Annotated in this window: 10 protein-coding genes; 4 read left to right on the top strand and 6 right to left on the bottom strand. The window is 50.8% G+C overall.

Features of this window, described 5'->3' with window-relative positions:
- Positions 1–173: 173 nt before the first annotated feature.
- Both pyrD and pepN read right to left on the bottom strand, forming a co-directional pair.
- Positions 174–1,184, bottom strand: coding sequence for a quinone-dependent dihydroorotate dehydrogenase (pyrD, locus tag E2566_RS09490; protein WP_107168240.1), 1,011 nt, complete (start codon positions 1,182–1,184; stop codon positions 174–176).
- A gap of 203 nt (positions 1,185–1,387) precedes the next feature.
- A complete protein-coding gene (gene pepN, locus E2566_RS09485) occupies positions 1,388–4,003 on the bottom strand; it encodes an aminopeptidase N (RefSeq protein WP_107168241.1) in 2,616 nt (871 codons plus the stop codon).
- Between the two features lie 223 nt (positions 4,004–4,226).
- Between pepN and pncB the strand changes: the two genes are divergently transcribed.
- From pncB to E2566_RS09465, 4 genes are all read left to right on the top strand, one after another.
- Positions 4,227–5,432, top strand: a complete 1,206-nt coding sequence (pncB, locus tag E2566_RS09480; RefSeq protein ID WP_107168242.1) for a nicotinate phosphoribosyltransferase — start codon at positions 4,227–4,229, stop codon at positions 5,430–5,432.
- Positions 5,433–5,717: 285 nt separating this feature from the next.
- On the top strand, positions 5,718–7,118 hold the full coding sequence (gene asnS, locus E2566_RS09475) for an asparagine--tRNA ligase (RefSeq protein ID WP_107168243.1): 1,401 nt from the start codon (positions 5,718–5,720) through the stop codon (positions 7,116–7,118).
- A gap of 294 nt (positions 7,119–7,412) precedes the next feature.
- A complete protein-coding gene (locus tag E2566_RS09470) occupies positions 7,413–8,495 on the top strand; it encodes a porin (RefSeq protein WP_107168244.1) in 1,083 nt (360 codons plus the stop codon).
- Positions 8,496–8,802: 307 nt separating this feature from the next.
- Entirely contained in the window at positions 8,803–9,993 is a 1,191-nt protein-coding gene (locus E2566_RS09465) for an amino acid aminotransferase (protein WP_107168245.1), read from the top strand.
- A 72-nt stretch (positions 9,994–10,065) separates the two neighbouring features.
- Here E2566_RS09465 and E2566_RS09460 read toward each other — a convergent pair whose 3' ends face one another.
- The 4 genes from E2566_RS09460 to mukB all read right to left on the bottom strand — a co-directional run bounded on the left by E2566_RS09460 (position 10,066) and on the right by mukB (position 18,114).
- On the bottom strand, positions 10,066–10,713 hold the full coding sequence (locus E2566_RS09460; RefSeq protein ID WP_107168246.1) for an MBL fold metallo-hydrolase: 648 nt from the start codon (positions 10,711–10,713) through the stop codon (positions 10,066–10,068).
- An 80-nt stretch (positions 10,714–10,793) separates the two neighbouring features.
- Positions 10,794–11,342, bottom strand: coding sequence for a peptidoglycan L,D-endopeptidase MepK (gene mepK / locus E2566_RS09455; RefSeq protein WP_107168247.1), 549 nt, complete (start codon positions 11,340–11,342; stop codon positions 10,794–10,796).
- Between the two features lie 178 nt (positions 11,343–11,520).
- Positions 11,521–13,263: a L,D-transpeptidase gene (gene ldtD / locus E2566_RS09450; protein ID WP_107168248.1), complete on the bottom strand. Its 1,743-nt coding sequence runs from the start codon at positions 13,261–13,263 to the stop codon at positions 11,521–11,523.
- A 411-nt stretch (positions 13,264–13,674) separates the two neighbouring features.
- The gene (gene mukB, locus E2566_RS09445) at positions 13,675–18,114 is read right to left on the bottom strand and encodes a chromosome partition protein MukB (protein ID WP_107168249.1); all 4,440 of its coding nucleotides are present in this window, start codon (positions 18,112–18,114) and stop codon (positions 13,675–13,677) included.
- Positions 18,115–18,159: the final 45 nt, after the last annotated feature.

Raw genomic sequence — 18,159 nt, 5'->3', positions numbered from 1 at the left:
AAATATCAGAAATGGCTGATTGTGTTTTCTTACATCGCAATAATCGTTCAGCGAATAAACGCCGCAGCAAGAAGATCAGACATCGATTGATAGATTATTTACACAAACGGATAAAATATAGACTAGCTGGGTGAATAAATAAACCCCCAGCTAGCAATGAAAGAACTTTCGGATTAAATATGTGTAACGATATCTTTAATCAAGCGAGGGCCGTGGAAAATAAACCCTGAATATATCTGTACCAGCGAGGCGCCAGCATCCATTTTTTCACGCGCGGCGACCAGAGAATCAATTCCGCCCACGCCAATAATCGGTAAACGTCCCGCTAATTCCTGTGACAAACGACGGATAATTTCCGTGCTGCTCGTCTGCAATGGACGCCCACTTAATCCTCCCGTTTGTCCGCAATGATTTAACCCCTGAATCAGTTTTCTCTCGAGCGTCGTGTTAGTGGCAATCACACCGTCGATGTTATGGCGAACCAGGCTATCGGCAATTTGGATCAATTCTTCTTCAGAAAGATCCGGGGCGATTTTCACCGCCACAGGGACATATTTCTGATGCTTCTCTTTTAATTCTGTCTGCTTATTCTTTATCGCCAGCAAAAGATCGTCCAGCGCTTCGCCATATTGCAGGCTGCGTAATCCTGGCGTATTGGGTGACGAAATGTTGATCGCGATATAGCCCGCGTGAGGATAAACCTTATCCATACAGATCAAATAATCGTCTTTGCCTTGCTCAACCGGCGTATCTTTATTCTTGCCAATATTGATCCCTAATACACCGCCAAAATGTGTTTTCTTTACATTCTCGACAAGGTAATCCACGCCTTTATTATTGAATCCCATCCGGTTGATCAACCCTTCCGCTTCCACCACGCGGAATAATCTTGGTTTATCATTACCGGCTTGTGGACGCGGCGTTACCGTACCCACTTCAATAAAACCAAATCCCATTGCGCCTAAAGCATCGATACATTCGCCATCTTTATCTAATCCCGCCGCCAAACCCAGTGGGTTTTTAAAAGAGAGCCCCATGCAGGTAACAGGTTTAGTCGGAACGGATTGACGGACGAGAAATTCAAAAGGCGTGTTGGTAATACGGCGTAATTGTTGGAAGGTCAGCTCATGTGCACGCTCTGGATCGAGCTGAAACAGGGCTTTTTTGATAACGGGATAGAACATATTGTCTCCTGAGATCCCTATCACAAAGGTATCTTGCTTACGCAGAAAGTAAGCAATAGTGGATTACGGTTTAACTCACGGTCGGTGATGGTAGTGCCATCTCTGCGGAAAGTAAAACGTTTGCGGAGGTAAGAAATTAGCATGGGGGGAAATATCACACGCGGCAGGTTACCGCGTGTGATAGAGGAATGGCCGTGACGGAATTAGTCTTGCAGTGCTTTGCTGATTTTCTCGAACAGATCGCCAGACAGGTTTTCCAACGCCTTCAGTTGCTCCAGCGCCTGACGCATTTGCGTCTGACGTTTAGCATCATAGCGTTTCAGGCGGATTAGCGGTTCGATCATCCGGGCAGCAACCTGCGGATTGCGGGTGTTAAGATCGGTTAGAATCTCCGTCAGGAAGCGATAACCGCTGCCGTCTTCTGCGTGGAAAGCCGACGGATTCGATGCCGCAAACGCTCCCACCAACGAACGTAAACGGTTAGGATTGTTCAGGCTGAATGAACGGTGTTGCAACAATTCACGCACGCGGGTTAGCACATTATCTGCTGGGCTAGAGGCTTGCAGCGTGAACCATTTGTCCATGACCAACCCATCCTGATGCCAGCGGTCATCAAACTGTGTCAGCAGCTCATCACGCACCGGCAACTGAGCGTCAACTGCCGCCGCCAACGCCGCCAGCGAGTCGGTCATGTTATCCGCCTGACGGAACTGTGTTTGCACCAGTTTATCCGCCTGAACCGCATCGCTAAATGCCAGATAATGCAGGCAGGTATTGCGCAGCGCACGCTTGCCCATATCTGCATGTTCGATACGATATTGCGGCGCGTGATTCGCGTGGTACACCGCCAACCACTCATCCGCCATCTCTTGCGCCATGGTGTGCGTCATGCTGTCACGCACGGCAGCGATTGCGGTGGGATCGATGATATCGAACAGTTCGGCAATCTCGTTTTCACTCGGCAATGTCAGAATCTGAGAAGCCAGCATTGGGTCCAGTTTGTCATCCAGCAATACGCCACGGAAAGCATCAACAACATGCATTGGCACTGAAAGCGGCTGTTTTTGCTGATAGCGGGAAACGTTCAGACGAATATAGTTAGCCAACAGGCTCTGTGCCGCATCCCAACGCGAGAACGCATTACTCGCATGGCGCATCAGGAACGTCAGTTGTTCGTCACTCCAGGCATAGTTCAGTTTTACCGGTGCAGAAAACTCACGTAATAAAGAAGGAATCGGGCGGCAAGGTACTTGATCGAAAATGAACGTTTGCTCAGATTCAGTCACATTAAGTACTGACGACAGCAGTTGACCGTCTTTCTGAAGCGGAATCACCTTCCCTTGCAGATCATACAGCTCAATATCCAACGGGATGTGCAACGGCAGCTTCTGCTGCTTGTCGGCACCGACTGGCGTCATCTGGCTCACGCTCAGCAGATATTGCTGCGTCTGCGGATCGTAATCATCACGCACAGTCAATACCGGCGTTCCCGACTGGCTGTACCAGCGGCGGAACTGCGTGAGATCGACGCCGGAAGCCTCTTCCATCGCCAGCACAAAGTCATCGCAGGTCGCCGCGCTGCCGTCGTGACGCTCAAAATACAGACGAATACCGGCCTGGAAGCCTTCTTCACCTAATAAGGTATGCATCATGCGGATCACTTCCGATCCCTTTTCATAGACCGTCAGCGTATAGAAGTTATTCATCTCAATCACCTGATCGGGACGAATCGGATGCGACATCGGGCTGGCATCTTCTGCAAACTGCGCACCGCGCATCACACGTACATTATCGATACGATTCACCGGGCGCGATCCCAAATCGGAACTGAACTCCTGATCGCGGAACACCGTCAGCCCTTCTTTCAGGCTAAGCTGGAACCAGTCGCGGCAGGTGACACGGTTGCCCGTCCAATTGTGGAAATATTCATGGCCGATCACCGCTTCAATGTTCAGATAGTCTTTATCCGTCGCGGTTTCCGCTTTGGCCAGCACGTATTTGGAGTTAAATACGTTCAGCCCTTTATTCTCCATCGCCCCCATGTTGAAGAAATCAACGGCGACGATCATATAGATGTCGAGATCGTATTCCAGACCGAAACGGTCCTCATCCCACTTCATCGAATTCTTCAGCGAGGTCATCGCCCAATCCGCACGATCGAGGTTGCCACGGTCAACGTACAGCTCCAACGCCACATCGCGGCCAGAACGCGTTGTGAAGCGATCCTCAAGAACATCAAAATCACCGGCAACCAGTGCAAACAGATAAGCCGGTTTCGGGAACGGGTCCTGCCACTCAATCCAATGGCGACCCCCTTCCAACTCCCCTTGCGCCATACGGTTGCCGTTAGAGAGTAAATAAGGATAACAAGCTTTATCTGCGGTGATGCGCGTCGTGAATTTCGCCAGCACATCCGGGCGATCGAGATAATAGGTAATGTGGCGGAATCCTTCGGCCTCACACTGCGTACAGAGCGCTTCGCCAGAAAGGTATAACCCTTCAAGTGCACTATTGGCGGAAGGATTGATATCCGTTTCAATACTGAGCGTAAACGTCGCTGGCAATTGCGTCAGAATCAAACCATCGGCCTGCTGCTGATAATGCGCCCATGGCTGGCCATCAACGCTCACACTAATCAGCGTCAGCCCTTCCCCATCCAGCTTCAACGGCGCGCCAGCGCCCCCCTGCAACACCACCTGGCTAACGGCTTTTACGCGAGTTTTTTCAGCATGGAGATCGAAATCCAATGCGATGTCGGTAATGGTGTAATCCGGCGCACGGTAGTCATGGCGATATTTTATTTGCGGCTGTTGATTCATCTAAAGTTTCCACCTCGTCATAAGCATCAAAGATCAAGTCTAAGCCTGTTATCTTAATGTTACCACGACAAAATAATGAGGATAATCATCGTATCGTGGTTCACCCCCGCACGTCTCGCTATGTTGTCGTAATGTAATAAACAGATAATCAAGGTATACTGACCGGACATTGCTGATTGTCCCGATGGTGGATAGGCATCTTACAAGGATGCTGTAACGCATTATGACTTTGCACACTTCCCCGATTTTGCGCTCATTGCTGGATACCGATGCCTACAAGCTGCACATGCAACAGGCGGTGTATCATCATTATTACCATGTCGATGTTGCGGCTGAATTCCGCTGCCGTGGCGATGAGTTATTAGGCATTTATGCCGACGATATAGCCCATCAGGTTGATCTGATGCGTTTCCTGTCATTGAGTGACGATGAGTTCACCTATCTTTCTTCTCTGCCGTTCTTCCAGCAGGATTACCTTAACTGGCTGCGGGACTTCCGTTTCAATCCTCAGCAGGTTTCGATTAAGAATAACGCTGGCAAGCTGGATATCCGCATCACCGGGCCATGGCGTGAAGTTATCTTGTGGGAAGTTCCCCTGCTGGCCGTGATCAGCGAAGTCGTACATCGGTATCGTTCGCCCGATGTCACGGCCGAGCAAGCGCTCGTCCAACTGTCAGCTTCGCTGGAGAGCTTCCGTCAACACAGCGTAGATGTGGACCTCAGCCAATTTAAGCTGATGGATTTCGGCACGCGCCGCCGCTTCTCACACGATGTTCAGCAAACTATTGTTACGGCGCTGCAAGCCGATTTTCCTTATCTCATCGGCACCAGTAATTACGATCTGGCACGCCGTTTGGGCATCACCCCCGTCGGTACGCAAGCGCACGAGTGGTTTCAAGCGCATCAACAGATTAGTCCGACGCTGGCCAACAGCCAGCGTGCGGCGCTCCAGATGTGGCTACATGAATATCCCACACATTTGGGCATTGCGTTGACCGATTGCATCACCATGGATGCTTTCCTACGCGATTTCGATTTACCGTTCGCCGAAGCCTATCAGGGGCTACGCCACGATTCTGGCGATCCGGTCGATTGGGGCGAGAAAGCGATTGCGCATTATCAACGCTTGAACATCGATCCGATGAGCAAAACGCTGGTCTTCTCCGACAACCTGAATCTGGATAAAGCGCTGGCGCTGTATCGTCATTTTTACCCACGCGTAAATCTGGTATTTGGCATGGGTACACGTCTGACGTGTGACATTCCCGACGTGAAACCGCTGAATATCGTCATCAAGCTGGTGGAATGCAACGGCAAACCAGTGGCAAAACTCTCTGATAGCCCAGGTAAAACCATCTGCCAGGATCAGAACTTCGTGTGTGAGTTACGCAAAGCGTTTGACTTACCTCGCGTGAAAAAGGCCAGTTAAGGCTTTCCCGCATACTCTGAATCATTCGCGTTGCCCCTCCAGTACGAGGTCTACGACGGGTTGAGTATTTCAGCGCAGCAAACGCACAGGCAACGTGAAGAATGACGGGTATTGACCAACTTTGCAGCAGATTCACCGACATGGGCGAAAACTTCGCGCCATTCCGGTGATTTCTGCTTGTGTCCTGTTGCATCGCAAGTAACATAGCAAATGGCTCGGATTGGGCCATTTAGCGTTTTAACCACGATCTATTTCTTAAACACGATTAATTAAAGAGAGAATTTTATGAGCGTAGTGCCTGTAGTCGATGTACTGCAAGGCCGTGTCGCCGTTGACAGCGAAGTCACCGTGCGCGGCTGGGTACGTACCCGGAGAGATTCTAAAGCCGGTATCTCCTTTATCGCCGTTTATGACGGCTCCTGCTTTAATCCATTACAGGCTGTCGTTAATAATAATCTCTCGAATTATCAGGATGACGTACTGCGCCTGACCACGGGTTGCTCCGTTGAAATCACCGGTAACGTCGTTGCTTCTCCAGGTGAAGGCCAAAGCTTCGAGCTACAAGCGACCAATGTTAACGTTGTCGGCTGGGTTGACGATCCCGATACCTATCCAATGGCAGCAAAGCGTCACAGCATCGAATACCTGCGTGAAGTGGCGCACCTGCGTCCACGTACCAACCTGATCGGTGCCGTTGCACGCGTTCGTCATACGCTGGCTCAGGCGATCCATCGCTTCTTCCATGAAAATGGTTATTTCTGGGTGTCTACCCCGCTGATAACTGCATCCGATACCGAAGGTGCGGGTGAAATGTTCCGCGTTTCCACACTCGATCTGGAAAATCTGCCACGTACCGAGCAAGGTAAAGTGGATTTCAGCGAAGACTTCTTTGGCAAAGAAGCGTTCCTAACCGTATCAGGCCAGTTGAACGGCGAAACCTACGCCTGTGCACTGTCCAACGTCTATACCTTTGGCCCCACGTTCCGCGCAGAAAACTCTAACACCAGCCGCCATCTGGCTGAGTTTTGGATGATCGAACCGGAAGTCGCGTTCGCCACATTGGATGACGTCGCGGGTCTGGCCGAAAACCTGCTGAAATATGTTTTCCAGGCCGTACTGAACGAGCGTGCCGATGATATGGCGTTCTTTGCCGAGCGCGTAGATAAAGAAGCCATCACGCGACTGGAAAAATTCGTCAGCTCCGATTTCGCCCAGGTCGATTACACCGATGCGGTTGATATCCTGTTGAATTGCGGGCAGCAGTTCGAGAATCCGGTTTACTGGGGCGTTGACCTCTCCTCCGAACATGAACGTTATCTGGCTGAGCAGCACTTCAAAGCACCCGTTGTGGTTAAAAATTACCCGAAAGACATCAAAGCCTTCTACATGCGTATGAATGACGATGGTAAAACCGTTGCCGCGATGGATGTTCTGGCACCTGGCATCGGTGAAATCATCGGAGGTTCTCAGCGTGAAGAGCGTCTGGCACAGCTAGATAGCCGTCTGGAAGAGATGGGGCTGAATAAAGAAGATTACTGGTGGTACCGTGATTTACGCCGTTACGGCACCATTCCCCATTCTGGTTTCGGTTTAGGTTTTGAACGACTAATTGCCTATGTTACCGGTGTACAAAATGTGCGCGACGTAATCCCTTTCCCACGCACACCACGGAATGCCAGTTTCTAAATAAAAATTTAATATAAGTAAAACAAATATGTAGAAAAGAAGAGTCGGGTTTCCCGGCTCTTTTTTTTTAATTTTTGTTATGTCACAAAAAGTTCCCTGAATTTTACATTTTGACACACAATTTTTCTATTTGTTACCTGATTGCGAAGTTTGTAGCATCTTTAGGGTGGATTAACGCGCGAGTGAATGGAAAACTGCGTTCAGACACAGGAAGACACCAAACTTTCAGGAATAGTTCCCAAAGAATTATTTATGGCAGTGGCAGGTGTCTAAATAACACCAATGAGGGTAATAATGATGAAACGCAACATTCTTGCAGTAGTAATCCCAGCTCTGTTAGTCGCAGGCGCTGCCAACGCAGCAGAAATCTATAATAAAGATGCGAACAAGCTGGATCTGACTGGTCGTGTACACGCAGGCTATGCGTTCCAAAACCAAAGCGCAGAGAATACAGACAACACCAACGCACGTCTGGGCTTTAAAGGCCAGACTCAGATCACCAGCGATCTGACTGGTTACGGTACTTTTGAATACCAGTTCGATGCTAACAACACCGAAAGTACAAATAATGATGAAGGCAAAACCCGTAAGGCGTTTGCTGGACTGAAATTTGCTGATTTCGGCTCTTTCGACTACGGCCGTAACACCGGTGTCGCTTACAACGGTCTGGCTTATACTGACGTACTGCCAGAAAACGGCGGCGACAGCAGCGTTACTGATACCCTGACTGGCCGTATCGGTAATGCAGCAACTTTCAACACTTCCAATTTCTTTGGTCTGGTTGACGGTTTAGGTTTCGGTCTGCAATATATCGCTAAAGACGAGAACGACGGTGATAACAAAATTTCACGTCTGGATCGCCAACATGGTGATGCATGGGCGACGTCTCTGTCCTACGATACCGATTTCGGCGTAGGTGTAGTTGCCTCTTACGGTGCATATGACCGTACTGAAGACCAGCAAGCTGCTGCTTTTGGCGCTAAAGGCGACCGTGCTGACGTATGGGCAACTGGCCTGAAATACGATGCTAACAACGTCTATGTTGCAGCAACTTACGGCGAAGCTCGTAATTTCTACCGTTCTAGCAGCACATTTGGAATTGCTGATGAGAGCAAAGTTTTCGAACTGGTTGCACAATACAACTTCGATTTCGGTTTAACACCTACCGTTGCTTACGTATCTCGTAAAGACAAAATTAATAACGTTGCCAACGACTACGCTGTTAAATATGCAAGCGTTGGTGCAACTTACGCATTCAACAAAAACTTCTCTACCTATGTTGAGTACGACATCAGCCTGCTTGATAAAGACCGTACTAAGTCATTTAATCAAGAAAACAGCGACCGTGTAGACGTTGGTGTAATTTACCAGTTCTAAGTTGTTGCAGCATAACGTAACGAGTTAATCGTTCGTATTGCATGAAAAGGCAGAGCTTCGGCTCTGTCTTTTTTATTGCGTATTGGATAGCTCCCCTTACTGGCCGCCATAAGCAACATTGGAAAACGCGCATGGTGTTTTTTGTTTCTGCTTTGCGCCAATTATTCTCACCTAACCAGTCTTTTATTTCGTCTCTCTCCTTCTCCCTGTTATTTCCCTTTCTTTTTGACATCAACGGTTGGCAAAGCCTTTTACTGACGGTACTCTGAGAATTCTTATTTCATCTCAGTTATGGAACATTCTGGCAATGTTTGAAAATATCTCTGCCGCACCGGCCGATCCTATTCTCGGGCTGACCGATCTTTTCCGCGCCGATGACCGCGCGAATAAAATCAATCTGGGTATTGGTGTCTATAAAGATGAAACCGGCAAAACTCCGGTTCTGACCAGCGTAAAAAAAGCAGAACACTATCTGCTGGAAAATGAAACCACCAAAAATTATCTGGGCATTGACGGTCTGCCAGCATTCGGTCAGTGCACGCAGGAGCTGTTGTTTGGCAAGCAGAATGCCATCATTGCCGATAAGCGGGCTCGCACAGCACAAACGCCGGGCGGAACAGGTGCGTTGCGCGTAGCCGCTGATTTCATTGCAAATCAGACGTCAGCAAAACGTATTTGGATCAGCAACCCAACCTGGCCAAATCACAATAATGTGTTCTCTGCCGTTGGCTTAGAAATTTGCCAATATGACTACTACGATGCAGCAAACCATGCGCTAGATTTTGATGGCCTACTGAACAGCTTGAATGCCGCACAAGCAGGTGACGTGGTGCTGTTCCACGGCTGTTGCCATAACCCAACCGGTATCGATCCTACCGCTGAGCAGTGGGCTAAACTGGCTGAACTGTCGGTAGCAAAAGGCTGGCTGCCGCTGTTTGACTTCGCCTATCAGGGCTTTGCCCGTGGGCTCGAAGAAGATGCGGAAGGTCTGCGAATCTTTGCCGCACTTCACAATGAGCTGATCGTATGCAGCTCGTATTCTAAAAACTTCGGTTTGTACAATGAGCGCGTCGGTGCCTGTACGCTGGTTGCAGCAGATGCCGCAACGGCAGACAAAGCATTCAGCCAGGTGAAAGCCGCTATTCGCGCTAACTACTCTAACCCACCGTCACACGGTGCGACCGTTGTTGCAACCATCTTGGGTAACGACGCGCTGAAGGCCATTTGGGAGCAGGAGTTGACGGCGATGCGCGAGCGCATTCAGCGTATGCGTCAGCTGTTCGTCAATACGTTGCAGGAAAAAGGCGCGCAGCAGGATTTCTCCTTCATCATCAACCAGAATGGGATGTTCTCATTCAGCGGCTTGACCAAGGAGCAGGTTCTGCGTCTGCGTGACGAATTCGGCGTTTACGCAGTGAACTCTGGTCGTGTCAACGTTGCAGGGATGACGCCAGAAAACATGGCACCGCTCTGCGAAGCGATTGTTGCCGTGCTCTGATCGTTTTACCGATCAAAAAAGCCGACACGCTGTGTCGGCTTTCTTATTTCTGCTTTTCAAGCCAATAAAAAACTACCAAATTGCGGCATCTTCACGCAGGAAAGGATTGGTTTTGCGCTCATGCCCTAATGTCGACATCGGGCCGTGCCCTGGAATAAAGGTCACGTCATCGCCTAGTGGCAGTAGCTTATTCTTGATGGACGCAATCAACGCCTGATGATCGCCTTGAGGGAAATCGGTGCGCCCTACACCACCGTTAAAAACAACATCCCCTACCTGTGCTAAACGTGATTCGGCATCAAAGAAAACAATATGACCGGGTGTATGACCTGGACAGTGGAAAACCGCCAATGTCGTCTCCCCCACGCTGACCTGATCACCTTCCTGCAACCAGCGTGATGGCGTCAGCGGCGCACACTCTTCCAGACCAAACATCCGACTCTGTGCCGGTAATCCTTCCAGCCAGAAAGCATCTTCAATCTGTGGACCAATAATTGATACCTGATAGTGTTCTGCCAGCTCCGCGGCTGCACCGACGTGATCTAGATGACCATGCGTCAACAAAATCTGCTTAACCAAAATCCCCGTATCCGCGACGGCACGTTTGATCTTTTCAGCGTCGCCACCGGGATCGACAATTGCTGCTTCATTGGTTTTTTCGCACCATAATAATGTGCAGTTCTGGCTAAATGCCGTCACTGGGACTATTTGATATTTCATATCACTCCATGTTGAATAACTCAACGACTCGCTATATTGCGGCGAGCCGTGTCAGAAAAATGTCGTGCTGCTATAGCAGGTTACCAGGTACGAACTGGGCCAGTATCGATGTGAACGAAATCACTGCGCGGGTAGTAGCCAACCCCACCGGCACGCATTTTAGTAGCAGCTTTGCGGATATTGGCCAGTTGAACACCTTGAATATGGAAATCCATCGCTTGCCCTTTCGTGTGGTAGCTCTGCTTTGCCACACCCCGACTATGCGCGCGTAATTCGTTATTAGTATCGATTGCGCGATAACCAGAAATTAGCTGTACAGGCTTGTTGGTTCCCAGCATGACCTGTAAACGATAAAGCTGATCGAAAAGTTGCGGGTCAATCGTTTTGACTTTATTGGCGCGGTAATCGCGGAAAAAATGATTCAGGCGGGAAAGTTCTGATTTATTATACCGTTTGCCATCAAAGAATTCCGTTTTCAGCCGTTCTCCGGTATTCAGGTTATCCAGCGTCAAAATTCGTGGTCGGGGCGTAGATAACGTTGCAAATGCCTGACCGGGAAGCAGTGCGATGCCCAAAGCGGCACCACCCAGTGCAAGCCACTTACGGCGATGATTGTCAATGCGATCCATAGAACGGGTATCCTGGCTAAAAGAACGGTATAAAAGCGGTACAAAACGCACCGCCTTGAACCTTAACTGCCAGAGAAAAGTGAGTCAACCCGCTTTGCTTACAGCTTTGCGGGAGATCGCATCGATCCCCCGCAAAACGATACAACCCCCATACCGCTAATGCCCGTATTTTCAATACTTACTGAAGCAACAGCCCTGCTTTGGATAGCACTTTCGTCCCGGCACGGGCGGTATCATCATAATTGTAAATATCTGTTCGGAACTGCGGTTTACCATCTTCCGCGACCCACGCCGTCAGGTAATAGAGATTAACCGGAATCCGATGCTTCATTGAAACAAAAGTCGTATTTCCCTGATCCAGCGTAGAAGAAATGCGGCTATTATTCCAACCAGCATCCTGTAGCAGCATGTTAGCCAGTTCCGATGCCTTATTGACCCGCACGCAACCAGAACTCAGCGCCCGGATATCACGTTGAAACAGGTTATGATTAGGCGTGTCGTGCAGATAAATCGCTTCTGAATTCGGCATATTAAACTTATAACGCCCCAGCGAATTGTTTGCCCCAGGTGCCTGACGCAGGCGATAGGGGAAGCGCTCTGCCGACACGCCCTGCCAATCAATCATTGAGGGATCAATCGCTTCTGCATCCTGGCTCCAGCCGGACAGCACCGTATAGCCATGGCGCTGCAAATAACCGGGATCGCGCACCACTTTAGGAATAATGTCCTGTCGGGTCAGCGTCGTAGGGACATTCCACGGCGGATTGACCACTACGTTATACAGCGAGCTGCTCATTAGCGGCGTCTTACGTTTCGGTTGCCCGACAATGACGCGCGATGATAAACGTTCAGCACCATCCTGATAATAAATGAGTGAGTAATTGGGGATATTCACCATAATACCGGTATGAACATTATCCGGTAACAGGCGCAGACGCTGGATATTCAATGCCAGCAGCGTTGCTCGCATTTGCGGAGAAACATTAAGCCAATCACGCGTGCGTTTACCAATCACGCCATCATCCTCCAGCCCTTGCCAGTGCTGGAAGCGCTTAACCGCTTCAACCAGTTCACCCGTGTAAAGATCGTCTGTATTGATAGCGCCATCGACGACAGAGGTTTGCGCGGTTAGCGACGTGGTCGTTGCGGCGACATTTTCATTAAAAAGCGTGATGCTCTCCGTTGACGACAACATGCCAGTACGTTGCAAAATCTCACGCAGCACAACCAATTCACGGCTCTGCTGTTCCGGGCGCAGAGATTCCGCCAGATTGAGATTCGGCCACGGACGCGTGTCAGTCAGCATCGTCTTCAGCGCCTCATGCATTTTGGCGTACTGTGAGTGCTGCGGAGCCAGCGAAACCACATAGGCCGCACTGGTGCCGGATTTCACGGCCTGTTGCCATTGAGATACGATATTCAACGCAGGCGATTGCAGACGATAAGGCACGCTGCTGTACAGCCAATCATTGCCATTACGCTCCACGCCAGAGACGAACTGCAAATAACCCAGCATCGCATCTGATAGCACGACATCACGCGCAAACCCGGTTAATTGAGGATCGGTCAGCAAGGTCACCCACGTGGTGAACTGTGGCTGCACACCCGCTATCGCCAATTCGGCAAGCTGCTGTTGAAACTGTTGAACGGCGCGATTATCTGCCCACATCGGCTGCATCTGATGCTGAGCATAAAGTGATGATAAATCAGAGAGATAATGTACCGTCATGCCGTGTGGCAGCGCAGCCAAAAGCCCTGCCCGACTCTTTTCGACAGAAACCACGCCCGTGCTTTGTGATAACCCAGACACCACCGTCGGAGACGCTGACAGCACCGAAAACGAAGGAGACAGGCTTCCTACCCAAATACAACCCACGCGCAACATCAGCCTGACCATTTTTCGTTTATGTAACAACAACATCCATTTATCCCCTGTACTCATTAATCACTATGCTTTCACGACAATCCACGTTGAACATGGAAATAACAAACCGAATTCATTCGCATACGGTCACACTGGCATAAGCTCATTTCTTCGTTTTCCATTGTAGAAAACGATAAAGAATGAAATAGGATCGTTTTTATATAGCGCCATTATTACCACAGGCCACTTTACAACATACGCCCGTAAATCCCTCTACGGCCTGCAATCGTTTTATCGTCAGTATATAAAGAGAAAAATATTTTTGCTTCTTCTTCTGGGTATTATCTTAGTGTTTGATGAACCTATTCGCCGTCAGCATTCTCTTTTAGCCACTCTTTACGAAAAAAATAAAGCCGCTTAAAAAAGCGGCTTTATCATTATAGAGGAAAATAGCAGCAGGATTTACAGCTACAAAACTTGCTCTTGCGTCTCTGACGCTTCCGTTCCGAACCCACGTAATCCAACCACATGGACATGCTCATTGTTCTGGTAAACTTTACGCACCAGCTTATAGGTGGTTCCCTTTTCGGGGCTGATATTTTCCGGTGCCGCGATGACTAGCTGCATTTCCAGCCGGTCACAGAGCTCGAATAGCGTCGCGATCGATTTGGCATCCAGACGCGCCGCCTCATCGAGGAAAAGTAGACGGCACGGGATAACATCTTTTCCACGCAGACGCTTAGATTCTTCTTCCCAGCTCTGTACCACCATGACCAGAATTGACATCCCAGTACCAATTGCTTCCCCGGTAGACAGCGCCCCACTTTCCGCCCGCAGCCAACCATCCGCACCACGGTTAACCTCCACTTCCATTTCGAGGTAGTTGCGGTAATCCAGCAGCTCTTCGCCGATAGTCTGCGGTGTACGCTGACCCATATCAATTTCAGGATTCAGACGTTGATACAATTTCGCCAGCGCTTCCGAGAAGGTCAGACGATTGCTGTTAAACAGATCTTGATGCATTTCCTGCTGCTCGGACAGCACGTTGAGCAACGTGGTATGCGTCTCGCGTACGTTGACGTTCAAGCGGACGCTCTTTACCTGACCAAACGCGACCGCTTGCAGCCCTTGGTTCAGCATACGAATACGATTCTGCTCACGCTGGATCGTCTTACGAATGATATTTGCCACGCTGCGCGAGCTGATTGCCAACATCTGTTCACGCGCCGTCAGCTCTTCAGTCAGACGGTTAAGCTCGATCTCCATCTGCTCAATCGCTTCTACCGGGTCGTCGGTACGGATAATATCCTGCCGGATACGCTCGCGCAGATGCTGATAAACGGCGATGTAGAACTGGATCTTGCGCTCAGGTCGCTTCGGATCTTCCGAAAGCCGCAGCACATCGCGCAGATGTTCGTTATCCGCGACCGCCAGACGCAGCGCCCCCAGCGCCTTATCCGACATGGAGCGCAGTTCATCACCTTCCATGTACGCCAGTTCACGACGGTGCAAACGACGCTCAACACCATTGTCTTTCACCAAACGCATGACCGCGCACCAGCCTGCTTTCGCGGTGACAACCTGCTCACGCATCTGGTGGTAATCACGCTCCAGCTTGCGCAATTTCTTCTGCAAACTGTCCATTTCCGCTTCACAGAACGTAATCTGTTTTTCCAACTGGTTACGCCGCGAGCGGTTGGTGCTTAACGCAGCATGGAGTTCATCACGGCGCTGACGGGCACGCGCTTCAGCATCGGCATCCGCACGCACGCCGATATCCTGAAGTTCCTGCGTCAGTTCCTTCAGCATGTCCTGTTTGGCGTCATAAGAACTTTTCAGCGACGCCTGAACCTGACTGTATTGCGTCAGCTGTGCCTGATGCTGGCGTAGCTGTTCGCGCGCTTTTGTCCGTTCTGCTTCAGCCAATTCCAGACGGTGGCGAAGTTTGTCATTCAAACCGGCGTTTTCACCCAACATGCCGGCCGAATCGGCATAGCTGAAGTGGGCACGACGCTGCACAACCTCGGTCAGTGCAAACGCCTGCTGTTTCGCCTGCCGCTGTGCGTTCTGCGCCTGAGCATAATCTTCCTGCAACTGTTCATGTTGCTGCGGATCGCTTTGCAAGACAGAAACCAGTGGCTCCAGCTTAGCCAGCGTCGCTCCGTGTTGTTGAATAAAACGGGCAGATTCTTCGGTTTCATCCAGCTCTGCACGGATCTCTTCCACACGATCCTGCAACGTCTCATCGCACAACAGGCTAATACGCGGAATCAATTTATTCAGTTGCGCGCTGGCTTCTTTCGCCTGCTCATACTGCTGGCGCTGTTGCTGATTTTCACCATCAAAACTGGCCATCGCACGATCTAATTCGCCGCGGCGGGAGCTGAGCTTGCGAATTTCTGCTTCGGGATCTTCATCGAAAACAACAGCCAGATGTGTACCGATAAATCGGCTGAAAGACTGGTGCAAGCGCTGCGTTTTCTGTACGTCAAATGATAGCGTCGCATACTGCTCTGCCAGCGCTTCGCGCTCATCACGCAGACTTTCCAGACGCATTTCCCGCGCAGCGCGGCCAAACAGCGGCACTTCCGGGAAGCGAGAATAGCGCCACTGGCGCTCCGCAACTTTCACGACCACGGCGCGTTCCAGTTCTTCAACGGCAAACACGCTGTCATCAAACGACTGCGGGTCACCCTCGATCAGATACAGATCTTCCGGGCAGTCTTCCAGACCGGCAAGCTGATCGCGGACCAGAGAAAGATCGGGTACCACAATCGCATGGCGAGAGGGGCCATAAAGCGCAGAGAAATACGGGGCATCATCCAGCGTGACATCATCATAAATTTCAGACAGCAGCACACCACCAAAACGTTCCGCCAGCGCGTTCAGACGCGGGTCTTCTGAACCACCGGGCTGGCTTAGTCGCTCAACCTGCGCTTCGATTTGACGTTTGCGGGCAGCGATGTCATCACGCTCAACCGTCGTTTCACGTTCACGCTCCAGCAATTGCTGCATGAACTCGGTCACCTGACGGCTCTCTTCAAACGTTTCGCCGCTTTGCTCGCTCAGTTGCGTCAGCATTTCCTGTGCAGCCAGCCAGACTGGCGCACGCGCCGTCAGCTTCTGAATGCGCTGCTGGATTTGCTCCAATTCCTGCCGCAACGCCATGCGACGTTCACCCGCTTCCGCCACCAGCGATGATAGGGTTTCGATACGCGCATCAAGCTCTTGCTGGAGCGACTCCAGCTCTTCTGGCTGATAATCCTGACCGTTACGTTTGCTGAAATCCTGCAATAGCCGTTCAGCATCCTGTTGCTCACGCAGGCGCTGTTCCAACTCAGACAACCGCATCCGCAGCGGCTGTACTCGCTCGGCTTGATAGCGTTGTGAAGAGCTGTCGCGCAGCAAGTCGCGCGCGACCTGCCAGGCCTCATTGCGATTGACCGCACCGGCAATTTTGCTCACTAACTGATAAGCTTGCTCAAACTGGCCGTGCGCCGCATCTGCCACGCTCAGTTTCTGTTCCAGCATCAGAAGAATTTCTGTCGCTTCCTGCTCTTTCGCCTGGTAGCTATCCAGCCATTCATCTGCATTCTCTGCCGTTAAATCCGGCAACTGACACAGCGTGCGAGCGCGTTCCAATGCCTGTTGAGCCTGTTGGTACTGAATGGCGCGCGTTTGCTGAACGTCCAGCGCTTGCTGATAATCGGCAAGCTGACTTTTTAGCTCATCAACTTCCAATTCAGCCGCATCGGCACGTTCTTCGTTTTCCGCCTGCTGCTCACGCGCTTCTTCTACCACCTCGTTCTGTTCTTCGAGGCGATAGCTCAATTCTTCCAGATCGGCGTTGTAGCGCTCGATCTTTTCCTGCTGGCGCATCGCTGTCTGCACCAGATTCAGGTGGTCGCTCGCTGCCTGATAATCCGTTTCCAGATCGCCTTCAGCGCCGCTCTGCTCCGCCAATTCCCTCGCCATTTCCACATGGCGATATTGCTCACTCGACAGTTGTTTACGGCTGGAGAACAGGTCACGACGCAACTCCAGCGCCCCATCCAGATGGATGCGTCGCTCATTGGCGTGCCGCATATAGTCAGCGGCAACATAGGATGTCGCTTCAGAGATCAGATGCTTAAACAGATCGCGGTCAGACTGGGTAACCCGAATCGCTTCCAGCGTCATGCGGTTTTCACGCAGCGCCGCTTCCATATCCTGAAACGCTTTACGCACGCCGCTGTTTTCCGGCAGCAGGTAATCGCGCAGCGAGCGCGTAATCGCGCTGGAAATACCACCATATAACGAGGCTTCAATCAGGCGGTAAAACTTGCTGCGATCGGAGGCGGAACGCAAGCGCCTGGGCACCACGCCCAAATCAAACATCAGCGAGTGATAATCGGTGATGGAGTTAAACTGCTTGAACTGAACGCCTTCCATCTCCTCGACGCGATCTTTCAGCTCTTGCAACGACAGCACGCGCGCCTGACGATCGCCGACGACCTGCGTCAGAATTTGTGTCGGCTGGATGGCGGTCGGCAATCCCTGAATGGTGAAAGGTTTGATATCGACTTTACGGTCACGCCCCGCAACCTGCTGGAGACGAACCCCAACCAGTACGCGCTGATGGCGCGAGTTAACGACATCCAGCGTCGAGTAGCAGACACCCGCACGTAATTTACCGTGCAAACCTTTATCGCGTGAACCGCTGGTGGCCCCCGCTTCAGTCGTATTTCTGAAGTGCAGTAACGTCAGGTCAGGGATCAGCGCCGTAATAAAGGCGGCCATCGTGGTGGATTTCCCTGCGCCGTTACCGCCGGATAGCGTGGTAACCAGTTCATCAAGATCGAAGGTGCGGGCGAAAAAGCCGTTCCAGTTGACCAGCGTTAGTGAGCGAAATTTACCGCGTTCAATCATTCCTGTTCATCCTCAACACTGAGAGCCCATCCCAGTAGGCGTTAT

Origin of the sequence: Pectobacterium punjabense (assembly GCF_012427845.1) — a bacterium.
In the GTDB taxonomy this organism is placed as follows: domain Bacteria; phylum Pseudomonadota; class Gammaproteobacteria; order Enterobacterales; family Enterobacteriaceae; genus Pectobacterium; species Pectobacterium punjabense.
This window is presented reverse-complemented; position numbering and strand designations above follow the sequence as displayed.